General features: G+C 60.3%; 12 protein-coding genes. 4 read left to right on the plus strand and 8 right to left on the minus strand.

The window, feature by feature from the left end; genetic code table 11:
* Together AC3ARF_RS09780 and AC3ARF_RS09785 are read left to right on the plus strand one after the other, a co-directional pair.
* Positions 1-1,245 carry a Y-family DNA polymerase gene (locus tag AC3ARF_RS09780; RefSeq protein WP_498927450.1) on the plus strand — a complete coding sequence of 415 codons (1,245 nt, stop codon included), beginning with the start codon at positions 1-3 and terminating at the stop codon, positions 1,243-1,245.
* A gap of 45 nt (positions 1,246-1,290) precedes the next feature.
* On the plus strand, positions 1,291-2,214 hold the full coding sequence (locus AC3ARF_RS09785) for a HEPN domain-containing protein (protein ID WP_498927452.1): 924 nt from the start codon (positions 1,291-1,293) through the stop codon (positions 2,212-2,214).
* Between the two features lie 3 nt (positions 2,215-2,217).
* Here AC3ARF_RS09785 and AC3ARF_RS09790 read toward each other — a convergent pair whose 3' ends face one another.
* Both AC3ARF_RS09790 and AC3ARF_RS09795 read right to left on the minus strand, forming a co-directional pair.
* A complete protein-coding gene (locus AC3ARF_RS09790) occupies positions 2,218-3,606 on the minus strand; it encodes a DUF6035 family protein (RefSeq protein WP_498927454.1) in 1,389 nt (462 codons plus the stop codon).
* A gap of 58 nt (positions 3,607-3,664) precedes the next feature.
* On the minus strand, positions 3,665-4,009 hold the full coding sequence (locus tag AC3ARF_RS09795; RefSeq protein WP_498927455.1) for a helix-turn-helix domain-containing protein: 345 nt from the start codon (positions 4,007-4,009) through the stop codon (positions 3,665-3,667).
* 121 nt (positions 4,010-4,130) lie between these two features.
* On the opposite strand from AC3ARF_RS09795, the gene AC3ARF_RS09800 reads away from it, so the two are divergent.
* Positions 4,131-4,625 (plus strand): hypothetical protein, encoded by a 495-nt coding sequence (locus AC3ARF_RS09800; RefSeq protein WP_498927457.1) that lies wholly within the window; start codon positions 4,131-4,133, stop codon positions 4,623-4,625.
* A 65-nt stretch (positions 4,626-4,690) separates the two neighbouring features.
* Positions 4,691-5,026: a hypothetical protein gene (locus AC3ARF_RS09805; protein WP_498927459.1), complete on the plus strand. Its 336-nt coding sequence runs from the start codon at positions 4,691-4,693 to the stop codon at positions 5,024-5,026.
* A 48-nt stretch (positions 5,027-5,074) separates the two neighbouring features.
* Here the strand turns inward: AC3ARF_RS09805 and AC3ARF_RS09810 are convergent, their stop codons facing one another.
* Genes AC3ARF_RS09810 through AC3ARF_RS09835 form a run of 6 tightly spaced genes read right to left on the minus strand, consistent with a single transcriptional unit; the run spans position 5,075 to position 13,276 of the window.
* Entirely contained in the window at positions 5,075-5,884 is an 810-nt protein-coding gene (locus AC3ARF_RS09810) for an abortive infection family protein (RefSeq protein WP_498927461.1), read from the minus strand.
* A gap of 13 nt (positions 5,885-5,897) precedes the next feature.
* Complete coding sequence (locus tag AC3ARF_RS09815; protein WP_498927462.1) at positions 5,898-6,890, minus strand: DNA-processing protein DprA; 993 nt, start codon at positions 6,888-6,890, stop codon at positions 5,898-5,900.
* Positions 6,887-8,335, minus strand: a complete 1,449-nt coding sequence (locus AC3ARF_RS09820) for an HAD family hydrolase (protein ID WP_498927465.1) — start codon at positions 8,333-8,335, stop codon at positions 6,887-6,889. The genes AC3ARF_RS09815 and AC3ARF_RS09820 overlap by 4 nt, the downstream gene beginning before the upstream one ends.
* A gap of 27 nt (positions 8,336-8,362) precedes the next feature.
* Positions 8,363-9,103, minus strand: a complete 741-nt coding sequence (locus AC3ARF_RS09825) for a hypothetical protein (RefSeq protein ID WP_498927467.1) — start codon at positions 9,101-9,103, stop codon at positions 8,363-8,365.
* Positions 9,104-9,114: 11 nt separating this feature from the next.
* Positions 9,115-11,757, minus strand: coding sequence for a DEAD/DEAH box helicase (locus AC3ARF_RS09830; protein ID WP_498927469.1), 2,643 nt, complete (start codon positions 11,755-11,757; stop codon positions 9,115-9,117).
* 1 nt (position 11,758) lies between these two features.
* A complete protein-coding gene (locus AC3ARF_RS09835) occupies positions 11,759-13,276 on the minus strand; it encodes a site-specific DNA-methyltransferase (protein WP_498927471.1) in 1,518 nt (505 codons plus the stop codon).
* Positions 13,277-13,369 lie beyond the last annotated feature (93 nt).

The following is a 13,369-nucleotide window of genomic DNA, read 5'->3' on the forward strand; positions in this document are numbered from 1 at the left end:
ATGCTTGGCCTGGTAGACGGGAACAACTTCTACGCCTCGGTCGAACGTGCATTCGATCCACGCCTGATTGATCGGCCCGTTGTAGTGCTATCCAACAACGACGGGTGCGCCATCGCGCGCTCGGCTGAGGCCAAGGCCCTGGGCGTCAAGATGGGCCAGCCCATCCACGAAGTGCCGCGCGACATTCGCCGCCAACTCGTGGTCCGCTCGGCCAACTTCGGGCTCTACGGCGATATCAGCGGACGGATTGTTTCGATCTTGCGCGACCTGTTCCCCAAGGTGGAGGTCTACTCCATCGACGAGAGCTTCGTTTCCTTCGACGGGATCCAGGATCGCGACCGGGCCGCGCGCGAGGCCAGGGCCAGGATCCTGCGATGGACCGGCATTCCGTGCTGCGTTGGGGTGGGCGCCACCAAGACCCTAGCCAAGGCCGCAAACAAGTTGGCGAAGAAGACCCCCGGTGGAGTGGTCGAGCTCTCCGATCCGTGGTCGCAGCTTGTGGGCTATGAGGTCGGCGACTTGTGGGGTGTCGGCAGGCGCTGGGCCGCCAGGCTTGGCGCGGAAGGGATCCTCTCGGCAGTCGATCTCATGCGCGCCGATCCTGAGACCCTGCGCGCCCGCTATGGCGTTGCGTTGGCTCGCACCCAGGCAGAGCTCCTAGGGATGCCCTGCTCTGACTTGATGGAGAGCGAACCCGATCGACAGCAGATCGTATGCAGCCGCTCTTTCGGGCGCGAGGTCGTCGAGCTCGATGAGCTGTCCCAAGCCGTGGCTACATTCGCCATTCGCGCCTGCGAGAAGCTCCGAGCACGCAACCTGCAGGCCAGTGGCGTGTGGGTCTGGCTAAACACCAACCCATTCAAGGAGGGTGCGAAGCAGTATCACCCCAGCAAGGCGTTCAACCTGATCGCCCCCTCTTCCGATACACGCGAGGTCCTGTCCGTCGCCCAAGCGCTGACTCGGGCGATGTATCGCAAGGGCTACCGCTACAAGAAAGCAGGCGTGGGATTGCTGGACCTGACCCACTGCGACACCCACCAAGGCGACTTGTTTTCACGGATCGATCCCCGCGCCGCCAAGCTCATGGAGGTAATGGATGCTGCGAACCGGAAGTTCGGTCGCGGCGCCATGGGCATGGCGTCGGCCGCGTGGCGCCCGAAGGGTAAGCCGCAGTGGACGATGCGGCAGGAGAACTTGTCGCCGGCCTACACTACCCGCTGGGATCAGCTGCTGCGCGTCAGATAGGGGATTGAGGTGGGGAGAGATGGCCTGTTTGAGTGGTCGTGGGATATGCGTCCGGCCACCATTGAAGAATACGATCGGATGATGATCTCGCTGGATGGACACCTGGCGAGCTTGGGGCTGGGCCCTGCTCAGCGCCCGATGAACGCCGCCCTCGTTGTCTCCTCCACATTGGGTCTCTCAGGAACTCCGATCGTCGGGGGCTCGGCCGATCGCGGCGCCCCGTTCTCGCCCAAAGACCTGCTCGCACGTGTGCACGATTGGTATGAGGAGAGCTACGGCGACAAGACCAAGATCGACTTCTCCCCGGGAAGCATTGTTGTTTCGCTACACGGCAACCTCTGGGAAATGAAAATGCCCAGGGTGTGGGGCAGCTTCCAGTTGTTCATCCGGCCTGACCTGACTAACCGGGGCAACACAATAGCTACCAAGGGGTCGCCTCCCGTGTCTCACAACATTCTCTGCTCCGTGCAGGGGATGACCCAGACCTACGCAAACCGCCTTACGCGTGAAGAAATGGCGTCACTGGCCGGCCGGTTCATCAACGGCTATGAAGCCGTGGTTTGCCTGGACGACTTGAAGGGGCACGATCTTTTCGAGGAAGCCCGCGGCGACTACCGCCATAGCGTGGATGCCCTCTTGACCGGCCGCGAGCTGGGTAAAGCCCGATGGGACACAGCGCAATGCGCAGAGAAAGTGTTAAAGGGGCTGCTGGCACGCGACGGACATTCATATCCGACGTTCGGGAGCAAGGGACATGACATCGAGCACCTTGGCGAGTTGGTGAAGGGCAAGCTCGGCTTCGACCTCCCTGCTGTCGACCTCGCCGCCGTGCATTGCTCGCCCGCTGTCCGATATGGCGAGCAAAAAAGCACCAGTGAGGAAGCGCTGGCGGCCCATGAAGCGCTAGTTCGGTTGCTGCAGGTGCTCGCCAAGGCAAAAGCACATCACACACATTGGCCCGGCACGTGATGACTAGAACGGCGGCGGGTCGTCTTCAGTGAAGAAGTCCCGCGCCACTTCGGGGACACAGGCGGCAAGCTCTGGGAAAGCCAACCGGAGAACGCCGTCATAGCGGTGCTCCTCCACAAACGCCGCATCGCCCGATGCCACGCCTCTGCTCCACTTCGCCACCTTCTCGGCCCAGCGGCCTTTCGAGTCCTGACTTTCGATCTCGGCCAGCCGCCCGTAGTGCCGAAGTGCCGCCATGAACAGCCATAGACTGGGTTTCTCCGCATCGTGAACATGGTGCGCCGCCGGCCAGAGCGTCTGGTAGCGCCAGCCAACGGCCCTGCCAAGCTTGGCGAGAAACACCGACCGGAGCATGCCAATGAAGGTGTCTTCATGCCGGGAGGGAAGTCGAACGCCCGCCTCGGCAAAGCGAAGCTGCAAGGCGCTCCACTGCTTCGAGAGCGCTTCCAGATCCGGCCGCTCCAGACCTTCAAAGCACTCGTAGGTGAGCCAGAACTCTTGGAATGCCTCGGCCAAGGGCGGCCCTTCGATTGCCTGGCGCAGTTTGAGCTCTAAGGCATCCGTATCGACATAGAACACCCGTTGGCGTTCCAGATCGACGGTGAGTTCGTCGAACCTAACAAGCTTGCGCTGTTGCGTCCATACAATGCGATCGTTGACCCTCCCCGGCTGGGCCCAATGGCATTCCAGCATCAGGGCACCTTCGGCAACCGACGCCTCCCTCGTGGCCTCGTTGACCACAAATGCGTTCCGGTTGTTGTTGGCAAAGATGACTTCCATCATCAACCGGGCGTGTTCGAGATCGAACTCCCCGAAGATCCAAAGCAGCAGTCCACCCTCTGCCTTGTAGAACACTTCGCGCTCCGCCATGACACGCCCGAAGGTCGTCGATAGCTGGGCTTCGAACGCGACATCAACGCGATCTTGGTAGCGTGATCGAACGTCCGGGCGCCGGAACTCCTTGCCATCCCGCCCCTTCCAGGTGCCTTCGATGGTCGGCTGCGAGAACGCCGGATCCGCCCTGAGGCTCTCGGCCACCAAGTTCTTGATGCGGATATGGCGCTGGCTCTCCCGCTGACCCTGATACCGCAGGGCGTTGATCTGGGCCTCGGTCAGGCCCGCGCGCGTAGCCGCCGGACAGTTGCCACCTTCTTGGAAGTGCCTGAAGTAGAAGTGCTGGCGATCAGGAGCCGAACACAGATAGACGGGCACACCGCACAGAGCGCAAAGCAGTCTGTTCTGGCCTGTCTTACGCGACAGGTGGAGGGACTTGTAAAGGACCATGACATGATCGCGGTTATCCCCAACAACCTCCGGCGCATTCCTGGCGCGGCCGGTCTGATCCTCGATCAGATGGGTTATCTCGGGGGATTGAACGAGTAGCGAGGCCATCGAATGACTTTGATCGAGCCCCGTCGCACTCGCTGAGATCTGGCCGCTTTCGCAGCCCCTAGCCCTTCTTAGTGGGCTTGGGTCGGTCCTGACACGCCTCGATCTCGGCCAGGATCTTCTCCTGCGCATCCTTGTCCAGAAGCGAAAACCCCAGGATCGCAGTGGCTAGCCGTTCGTCCTGCGCCAGCAGATAAGGAAGCGGCACTCCGAGCTCCTTCGCCATGCGCTCCATGGTGTCCAGATCAGGCGCGTGAACGCCCTTCTCGTAGCGATTGATCCGGGTTGAGGCCACATCTTCCGGCAGACCCATCTTGACCCCCAACTCCGCCTGGGACAGGCCGAGCTCCTTCCGCCTGGCTTTCAGGCGAGCAGCGAATACGGCGCTGGCGGGGGTCTTAATCATCCGGAAAAGGATGCCGATACCCCCTCGGATGTGATACTACGTTTCTCGTAGTATTGGCGACAAGCCCTACCCCGGAGGCCCCCGGGCAGGGACGACCAGGCAGGGGCCTAAGGGGAAACACATGAAGAAGTTCCTAGTGCTGGCCGTAGCGTTGGCAGCTGGCGCGGCGCATGCCGGCGAGATCCAGTTGGACGCAAAGACCGTGCGCCCTGCCGGCAAGAGCGATGTTGGCGAGCAGCTCGTCGAGGTAACGGGGAAGTGCGGCGCTGCCGCGGTGAGGTTTTCCAATGTGCGACAGGTCGATGGCGAGCTCGCCGCCACTGATCAATCCTCGCTCACGATCAACAGCGCCAAAGGAACGCTCGCGACCGGAGAGCGCGACTCGTTCTTTCTCGACAGCGCCAACGAGCTTGCCTGCCTGGCAACGCCCAAAGGTCCGATGCTCATCCTTGCTGCGTGGTGCACCGCCAGCCAGTGCCCGGAAGTGAACTACCAAATCATCGACACGGGAACTATGCGCCAGCTGACCTTATACGACTGGGACAAGCCCTGCACCCGGGCATGCGCGGAAAAGGCGCTCGGCATGAAAGTGCCAGCAGCGCTGCAATCGCTTTAACGGGCAGACGTTGACGCGCGCGGATTTGACCTTCTACTGACAACAAGACCTATCAAGGACCCACCATGAAACGCTTCGCACTCTTCCTCGGCATTCTTCTCCTGGCCGGCATCGCCTATCGCCAAGTAGGCCCCATCGGCTTCCTCGTCGTGTTCCTGGGCGGCGTGTTCGCGTGGTGGCTCCTGAACGCCTCCAAGGAAACCCCGGCAAAGGTGTGGAACGTCGTGCAAGCGCTGGCATTCGTCGGCCTACTTTTCGGCGGCTTCTGGACCTTCGTGGCCTTCTTCGCTTCGGGCCCCGTGCTGGCGGTGGTTCTGCTGATCCCACTCTACGGATTGTTTGAACTGCGGCGATACGCCAAGCGCCGAATGGTCGCGGCGCCGGATTACCTGGACATCTAAGACAAAGGCCCCTTATCGGGGCCTTTTCGTTAGTGAACACTTCCGACGCTAGAAGGGAATGTCGAAGTCGTCTTCAGGTTCAACAGGCGTCGATGCAAGTTTGAGCCGGTCCTCAACGGCCTTCACAAAACGAACGGTGCTTGCGACATGGTTGAAGATCAGCAGCGCCTCGTCGTAGGTCAAAATCGGATTGTCATGCGCCAAGGAGTGCTTGTTGCGAACGTGATTGAACTGTTCCAGGTTGGAAATACTGGAGCGTAGGATCTTCTCCGACATCTCCGATCCAAGTTGCCCGTTGTCCCTTAGATGTTTCACGTAGGCGCCAAACAGCCCATTGAGCGGCGTGTCGCGGGTAACCGTCAACTTCCTGTCCTCGCAAAGCACGCGCACGAACTTGACGACGAAGGTATGCAGGCGATCCAAGCCCTGCTCGGGTTGGTTCTTGTCGATGCTCTCTCGCGCCGCCTTCGCCACAAGCTCGAAATCGCGATCATCCGTATGGGCACAAATGGCCTCAATGTCGGCCACAGGCTTGTCCTGGGCGAGCCGCTGGATGATCGCCTGGCAATCGTCCAACAAATGTCGATCCTTGGTCAGGATGTTGCAGCTCTTGGCATGTTCGATCAGTTCGGCCAGGCAACGGGCGACGACGACATTCGACTCCTTGTCCCAGAACGCCCGCATGCGGTTGGCCTTGGAGGTGCCCCGCGTCTTGTAGCGCTGGTCGGCGATGTTCTTACCGACAAACTCGTCAAAGAACTCGAAATAGGTCCGATCTGAGAAGTTGAGGACGTATCCACCACCCATGTCGAGCAGTTGTTCCAGCTTCCTGCGTTCTCGAGAATTTAGATCGGACATCGCCCCTCAAACCCTAGAAAATGCTGCCCTGAACCGCAGGCCCTTCAGCGACGACTGCGCTGGCATCGGAAGTCAGGCATCGCGCGTAGTCCTCCTTGCTGCGCAGAATGAAGAGCTTCTCCAGCCCGCCTCCCTTCCGCCGCAGCAAATCCATTCGTTCGCTGTCGGTTCCATCGGCCAACAAGAGGTTCGCCTTGGCCTTCGGCGCGCTGCTCGCCAGGTCTGCTGCGGTTGGATACGGAACGGCCAGCCACCTGCCGTAATCGATGGCTGCACGCGAGGCGTGAAGACTGCCGCCCTGCAAATCGGACTGGACCATGACCACCCCTTGGGCCATGCCGGCCTGCGTCTTGTCTCGCTGCACGAACTGCTGCGGTATGGGCTCGCGGCCAATCGGATACTGGGATACCAGCGCCCCGCCTTTTTCCAGGATCTCTTCGGCCAACCTGCGGTGCTGCGTGGGCGCGATCGTTTGAAGCCCATGGGCTAGCACAGCCACGGTATGCCCGCCAGCTTCGAGCGCTGCTCGGTGCGCAAGGGCATCGCACCCAAGCGCTAGACCGCTGACCACACTCCACTTTTGCTCAACAAAGAACTGCGTGATGCGCTTAGCGATGATTTCGCCGTGTGCAGTGGGCTCGCGGGTGCCGATCACCGCGACTGACCTCTCCGGAAATGGCGCCATCTCGCCGCGGACCCAGAGCAGGAACGGGTCATCCTTGGTCGCAGCAAGGAGCTTGGGATACTCCGCGTCTAAGGGCGACAGGATACGAGCGCTACTGCGCTCAACCCTGTCCAATTGCTCTTCGGCTTGTTCGAGGGCCTTAGACCATGCGTCAGCTATCGCGAGTGCGCGACCAATGGCGGGAACCTCCACACCCAAGGCCTCAACAGGCTTGTTTTCAAAGTCGAAGACCTGGGCGGCCTTACGCAGTGCCACCGGGCCGACGCCCGAGAGCATCGACAGGGCAAGGGCCTTCCCCGTGCTGGCAGAAATCTCGCTCATCCGATGCCTATCGCCTTCGTCATAGCCACACAGTTTACTGACTTCGCCCCACACTGCCTGAGCTTACGATCCGCCCAAAGAAGCGATGCACCCGTGGTCACCACATCATCGATCACTACGATATGTCGCCCATTCACCAGATCTGGCCGATTTACATGGAGGTGTTCTCCCACATTGGCAAACCGCTGTTCACGGGTCAGGTGATCGCCATGGCTGGATGCGGCGCCCTCGCTGAACATCAAAAGATCCGGGATGAACTCGAACTCCTGCGCCTCATGATAAGGCTCATCGCGCTCAGCCGTTTCCAACTGCGCCAGAAGGTTTTCCAATCGGGGGGTGCGTCCTGGTTTAAATGGAACGACTGTAATCACCCTCGGCTCCGCTGAAACTGGCGCATGATGTAGAAAAAAGTCCCGAAGCGCACCAATCCAGGACGGGGGAAAAACCTTTGCGTCCTTCAACGACAGGACTTGTTCTGTTAGTCCATGCCACGCCACACGAGGTTGGAGTTCGGCGTATCTTCCAAAGAGCCTCCCAAGCATGGTGATGGGGGCACGCCCATTGTCTGGCCGCGGGAAGAAATGGTTCTGGCGATCCCACCGGAACTTTCGGATGCCCGCCACTCCGAAGCCTCGATACTCAAGTTCGGGCCAGTAGGCAGACGGGTGCTCAAGAACCTTCACGAGATCGCCGGGATCGTCCAACAGCGCATCAGGGATACGCTCCATGGCCCAGTAGCGCGAGCTATTCCAGGGATGTTCCCAGTCCGAACGGTCCAGGATGATCCAGCAGCCAGAGAAATAAGCCGTCGAAACATCGCTCTTATCATCGCCGACGATGGCGACCTCGCGCGGGTCACGAATACCGCACCGAGCCATGGCAAGCCGAACCCCATCGGGGAAAGGCTTGGTGTTTGAAACATCCTCCCGACCAACCACAACGTCCCAGTGGAACTCCGGATAGGCCGCCGCCAACAGGGTCGCAGCGTAGTGCCGTGGGGATCGAGTGAATACGCCCCACTTCATATCGGGGTAGGTGCGGCGAAGCTCCTGGTGGTGCTCTCGGGTATGGATCAGACGGTTGGAATAGGTGCCGTAAGTGCCTAGCAACCTATTGGTGTAGTCCTTGCTTGTATCGTGGAGGTTGGCGTGGCCTCGGAATGGTTCGAGGTCGCCAGTGCGGATCAGCGTGTCGTCCAGATCAAACAGGCAGAGCCGGATTGGAGACTGGATCGGCTCGTAATCATCCTCATCGTGAACGGTCGCTTCGACAGTGGGCGGAGCAGCTTTCTCGGCAGTCTTGGCCGCGGCTTCGTCCGCCTTCTCCAGAGCCTTGATCATCCCAAGGATGATGCTCGTGCTCATCTTGTCGTTAGGCTCTTCCCCCGCCTGCATCCGCGCGAGCTTGACGCGGAGGCCTTCAAGAAATGGATTGCTTCCTGCCATGCCGCCTCCCCTAGGCGAGATCTCAACCTACAAGCCGAACTCCCGCTTGAAGTTCGATAGCACTTCATTGGTGTAGTAGTAGTCCGGCTCGTGCTTGGCAGCGCGAACCATCACTTGAAACTCCGGGTTCTCCGGGTCATCCGAGTTGAACTTCACCAAACCAATGCCCACCACGCCCGCCAAGGCATCCAGGCGCTTCAAGTCGGACTGATTGGAGTTGCGCGGCACGGCGATGTAGACCCGATGCGCAAAGAGCTTGTAGGCGCACGCTTGGCCGAACGCCACGATGAGGCTCTGGGTGTCGATCTTGATTTCCACTGCCAGGACTTCGGTCGTGAACTTGACCGGATCACTGGGCTTGGCGGCATACAACCCAATGACATCGGGTGTGCCCCACTTTCCGCCAACACCGTTTCCGCCGATAGGCTTGGCGACGGTGACCTCTTCCAAGTCGTTTTCCAGCCAATCCGCAAAGGGCTGGTAGAAGTCCGACTCGCGCAGCTTGGCCGCTACTGCGGCAGGCGTTGACACGGGCACTGCATCTGCCTGGGCGGTGCCTTCGATCGCGTAAATGCCACGGTCTGGCCGGACAACATCGTCTGGCATGTGGTTGCGGAAGTGGTGCAGCGATCCGTTGACCGTATTCGGGTTCTCGTCTGGTAGCGCCGCGCGGACGGCTCGGTGCAGGTCCGACCAGCGAATACCCGTCGGATTGGCCTTGATGATTTCGTAGGCGGCGTCGGCCACCCGCTTGCGTGCTGTTGGCATTTTCTTCCCCCTTACGGTCCGACGCCGATCGCGTGGAGTAACTGGCCGGTGATGTCCCGGCCGTTCTCATCTTTCTTGGTTGCCATCAGGTAGATCCCTTTCCCCTTCGACGCCTTCTGCCACAAGTGCCCCATCTGGGCCTTGGCCTTGCTGTCGTCGTTGGACACTCGATCCCCGCCCTTGTATTCCACGACCAGCAACCGCCCGTCTTTGAGCTTGGCAACAAAGTCCGGGTAGTGATTGCCCGTGGCGGTGGGGATGGAGAACTGGGTGTTGTGAACCAAGTTGCGCACCCAGAACTCCACCTCATCGAGCATGTCCAGTGCCAAGGCGCAGGTGAACTCTTCTGCCAGCTGTCCGTCTTTTCGCTTGTGGGGTAGATCGCCCGGGATGGCGTAGTAGTGCTTCTGCCACTTCACCTTCGCCTCGCACGGATAGCGCATTGGGTAGGCGTTGGGGTCGAACTTGAAGGCATGCTCAAAGCTTGCCTCCACGGGTGCATCATTGGCGAAAAGCGTGGTCTGGTAGTTGCGTTCAGACGCCTGCTTCCGCGCCTCGGCGATCTGGGCGTCTAGCTTGCGGGCAATCACATACTTGCCCCGCACCACCTGGGCCAGATCAAAGCCGCGTTGGAACAGCTGCGCCACGCCGCGGCGGATCCACTCCACAAGCTCCGGTTGGGTGATGTCCGGCTGGCGCACGCGACGGTCCAAGAAGTCCACCAGCTCCTTCTCGGTCCAATCGCCCGCCAAGCCCTGCATGTATGCCACCTGCGGCTCGGCCACGGGGGTCCAACCTACTTCCTGATTGTCGATATCGACCAGGAAGGTCTTGGTCTGCTCGTTGTAGCGAAAGCTCGACAGGTCCGCCGGGTAGTCGTTGATCGACCAGCCGTGGAGATCTAGGAACAGATCAGGGCTGATATCAAGCGCGAGCTCGCCTTGGCGATAGATGAGCCTTGGGACCTCAAAGGCCACCTGGTTCTGCGCAGGCGTTTCTCGCACGGCCGCGGCACGCACATTGTGATGCGCCAAGCGTTTGCTCGCCTCGGCCTGCAGCCGCTTAGGAAGCGTTTCCACGATGGCCTCTTGGGTCGCCTCGTCCACTTGCCCCTGCACGGTGATGACGAACCCCTTCTGGTCCTGGCTGGGCTGCACCTGGACCTTGGATCTATCGGCGGCGGGGATGTTGGTCAGATCCGGCGCCTTGGGAAGCAACAGGGTCAGCGTGGGCTGGGAAAAAGTCGTTGTGGCCCCGCCCTTCAAGCCTAGATCCGGTGCGATGGCCTGCTGCGCTTCGACCGGGTTGAAGCCCATGGCTTCCAGGTCATCGGTGAGCTCCTGGGCAACCTGGCCAAAGCTTGCGCTCACCACATGCGAGTAGGCCTTGTTCAACTCGTCTTGCTTACGCTGCCGGGCGTAGGGCATGCGCAAGACCCGCCCCAACAGCTGCTCAATGGCGGTGCCGGAGCGTTGCTGCGTGAGCGAACACAAGACATATGCGAACGAACAGTCCCAGCCTTCTTTCAACGCATCCTTGGTGATGATGATGTTGACCTGGCAGGTCGGATCAAACAGGTCGATGTTGTCCAGATCCCGCTGATCGCCCGTGGCAATGGCGATCTGCTCCTTGGGGATCTGCTCGTTCTCCACCAAGTGCTTATGCACGGCTTCGACCGTGGCCGTCATGTTCTTGTTCTCGGCCTGGATCAACAGGATCGGCCGCAGGTAGTCCGGGGCCTCACCGGGGGCAAGCGTGGCTAGATAGGCCCGGCGCTGCAGCGCAGCCTGCAAGCATTCTTCCCAGCCGTCGATGTGCTCTTTGAGCACCACCGGCAACTTGATCATGTGCTCGGCTTTCAACTCGCTTGCCGACACGCGGACCAAGATATTACTGCTCACAAGATCCGGCGTGGCGGTGAGCTCCACGATCAACGACGGCGCCAGGCGCTTGTAAACCTCATATGAAAGCGAGGTGTTCGCGTTGTGCGCCTCGTCGGTGATGACCAGGGGGCGATGAAGCTTCAACAGATTGGCAAAGGAGTATTTGGGTCGGGCAGCCCCTTCCTTCATCTCCAGGTCCGACAGGTCCGAGACCTTGATGAAGTGTGGCTCCAGATCTTCCTTATCCGCGTAGAAGTCGCGGATCTCGGTGTCCCCTACACGCGCCGACGCCATCGTGCCGATGACCAAACAGAGGTTGTCGGACAGGTCCTGCGGGCGGATCTGGGCGTTGTCGGCAATATCGAACACCGCGACCTTCCCCACGCCAAACGCTTCGTCAAGCTCCTTGCGATAGGGGTGCTTGGGATTGCGGAAGGCGTCAAGCGTCTGGGTCTTGATCTGCTTGCTGGGCACCAGCCACAAGACCAACGGGAACTCCCGCTCCAAGTAGGTGCTGGCGGCTTTCTTGATGATGTGTGCGCCCAGCACCGTCTTGCCGCCACCGGTTGGGATGCGAAGACACACATAGGGCACGGCTTCAAGCTCGGGCACGGGCGCGTGCTGCTCGTCCATGATCGGGCGGTAGCTAATCGCCTGGCCGTCCGTTTGAGCGGTGGCTTCAAACGCCTTGGCAGGGCCTTCCACCCGCGCTTGAGCCAGGAACAGGGCCAGGCGCTGCAAAGTGCGCTGTTGGTATTCCTTTAAGTCCATTTCAGCGCGCCTTGATGTCGTAGGGGGTTTGCTTGAACACGATCCCGAGACTTGCCAACCGTTCGGGGCTCAACCGGGTGGCTTCGCCGTAGATAACCTTGCGGCCTTCGTGTGCCGGCAACTCCGACAAAAGCTTCAAGGTCAGGACGTTGCCGCCCGCCACGCTCTTGTCGCCCAAGATCCCGTTGTAAAGCAGGTAGTAGCCGGTGCCGTCATGCTCGCCCAAGAATGGGGACTTCTTGGCGCGAGTAGACCGCGCCGTGCCGGTTTCAGCGAACCAGATGTGAGCGGCCAGCCATTCGAACTTGATGCCCTCCCGGATGCGGCCTTCGTCATCGAACACCGCGGGGCCGAGCTTGTAGTAGCGGAAACCGCCACCGCCGTGCCACTGAACATCCTTTGAGATGCCGCCCTGTTCGCCGTCGATGACTTTCACCATGCGTGGCTGGCAATGGGTCCGGGCGTGATCGCCCATTTCGATGCCGATCCATTGCCGACCCATCTTGTGAGCGACGGCCGCGGTCGTGCCCGAGCCCAAGAAGCTATCGAGGACAATGTCGCCTTCATTGGTGGCAATCTCCACGATCCGTTGCATCAGCTTTTCGGGTTTTGGAGTGCCAAAGGGTGCGCTACCGAATAGCAGCACGCTTTCTTTCTTGGCATCCTGGGTGTGCCCGACCTCCTCCCATGACCAATAGGTCTGGGGAACCCGACCTTGCTTGACCTCCGAAAGAAAGCGTTTAAGGGCGGGAACATTGTTCCCGTCGCTGCCCCACCAGATCCTGCCGTCTCGATCCAACTCGTCCATCTTCGCTTTGGATATGGCCCAGTAGCGACCTTTCGGCGGGCCCGCGATGACACGCCCGCCGGGTGTGGTCAACCCGTAGGTGCCTAGGCTGTATGCGTTGCGAGCTGTCAGATTGTCCGGTCGCCAAAGGCCCCGCGCATCGTTGTCGGGGTTCTTGTAGATCTTGTCCTGCGCGGCGCTGCGCTTGACCAAGTTCGGCACCCACTGATCAGCGTCCTTGGCGTAGACCAGGATGTGGTCATGATCAACCGAGAAATGCCGCGCCGAAGATTTCGGGGCGTAGTTCTTGCGCCATATGACATTGGCAATGAAGTTCTTGCGTCCAAAGACCTCATCGCAAATGACTTTCAGGTAATGGGCTTCATTGTCGTCTATCGTGATCCAAATCGAGCCGTCCTGACGCATCAGGTTCCGCAGCAACTCCAAGCGCGGATACAACAACGACAACCACTGAGCGTGCTCCAAGTTGTCGTCATATTGCTCGAACGCACTTTTGGTGTTGTAAGGCGGATCGATGAAGATACACTTGACCTGCCCCCCATAGTAGGGCAACAGCGCCTTCAAGGCGTCCAGGTTGTCGCCCTCGATAAGCATGTTCGGGGCGTCTTCGGCACCGGCGTCCAGCTTGTGGACCGGCTCGAGCAATCGATACGGGGCCTGCCCCGCCTTCCCTACATCCTGCTTGCGATCCAGCCACTCCAACCACGGCATCAGGCACCCCCTTAGACCCCCCGATTATGCCGCAGGGACGTTGGCTTGAGGGGGGCGCGTTAGTAGGGTTTTTTCCCACCTCTGCGGCGGGAA

Source organism: Lysobacter sp. KACC 24251, from assembly GCF_057747755.1.

What these genes read in the sequence shown, in the direction of transcription:
- AC3ARF_RS09780 (WP_498927450.1), top strand. Translation starts at nt 1, where the DNA reads ATGCTTGGCCTGGTAGACGGGAACAACTTCTACGCCTCGGTCGAACGT.
- AC3ARF_RS09785 (WP_498927452.1), top strand. Translation starts at nt 1,291, where the DNA reads ATGCGTCCGGCCACCATTGAAGAATACGATCGGATGATGATCTCGCTG.
- AC3ARF_RS09790 (WP_498927454.1), bottom strand. Translation starts at nt 3,606, where the DNA reads ATGGCCTCGCTACTCGTTCAATCCCCCGAGATAACCCATCTGATCGAG.
- AC3ARF_RS09795 (WP_498927455.1), bottom strand. Translation starts at nt 4,009, where the DNA reads ATGATTAAGACCCCCGCCAGCGCCGTATTCGCTGCTCGCCTGAAAGCC.
- AC3ARF_RS09800 (WP_498927457.1), top strand. Translation starts at nt 4,131, where the DNA reads ATGAAGAAGTTCCTAGTGCTGGCCGTAGCGTTGGCAGCTGGCGCGGCG.
- AC3ARF_RS09805 (WP_498927459.1), top strand. Translation starts at nt 4,691, where the DNA reads ATGAAACGCTTCGCACTCTTCCTCGGCATTCTTCTCCTGGCCGGCATC.
- AC3ARF_RS09810 (WP_498927461.1), bottom strand. Translation starts at nt 5,884, where the DNA reads ATGTCCGATCTAAATTCTCGAGAACGCAGGAAGCTGGAACAACTGCTC.
- AC3ARF_RS09815 (WP_498927462.1), bottom strand. Translation starts at nt 6,890, where the DNA reads ATGAGCGAGATTTCTGCCAGCACGGGGAAGGCCCTTGCCCTGTCGATG.
- AC3ARF_RS09820 (WP_498927465.1), bottom strand. Translation starts at nt 8,335, where the DNA reads ATGGCAGGAAGCAATCCATTTCTTGAAGGCCTCCGCGTCAAGCTCGCG.
- AC3ARF_RS09825 (WP_498927467.1), bottom strand. Translation starts at nt 9,103, where the DNA reads ATGCCAACAGCACGCAAGCGGGTGGCCGACGCCGCCTACGAAATCATC.
- AC3ARF_RS09830 (WP_498927469.1), bottom strand. Translation starts at nt 11,757, where the DNA reads ATGGACTTAAAGGAATACCAACAGCGCACTTTGCAGCGCCTGGCCCTG.
- AC3ARF_RS09835 (WP_498927471.1), bottom strand. Translation starts at nt 13,276, where the DNA reads ATGCCGTGGTTGGAGTGGCTGGATCGCAAGCAGGATGTAGGGAAGGCG.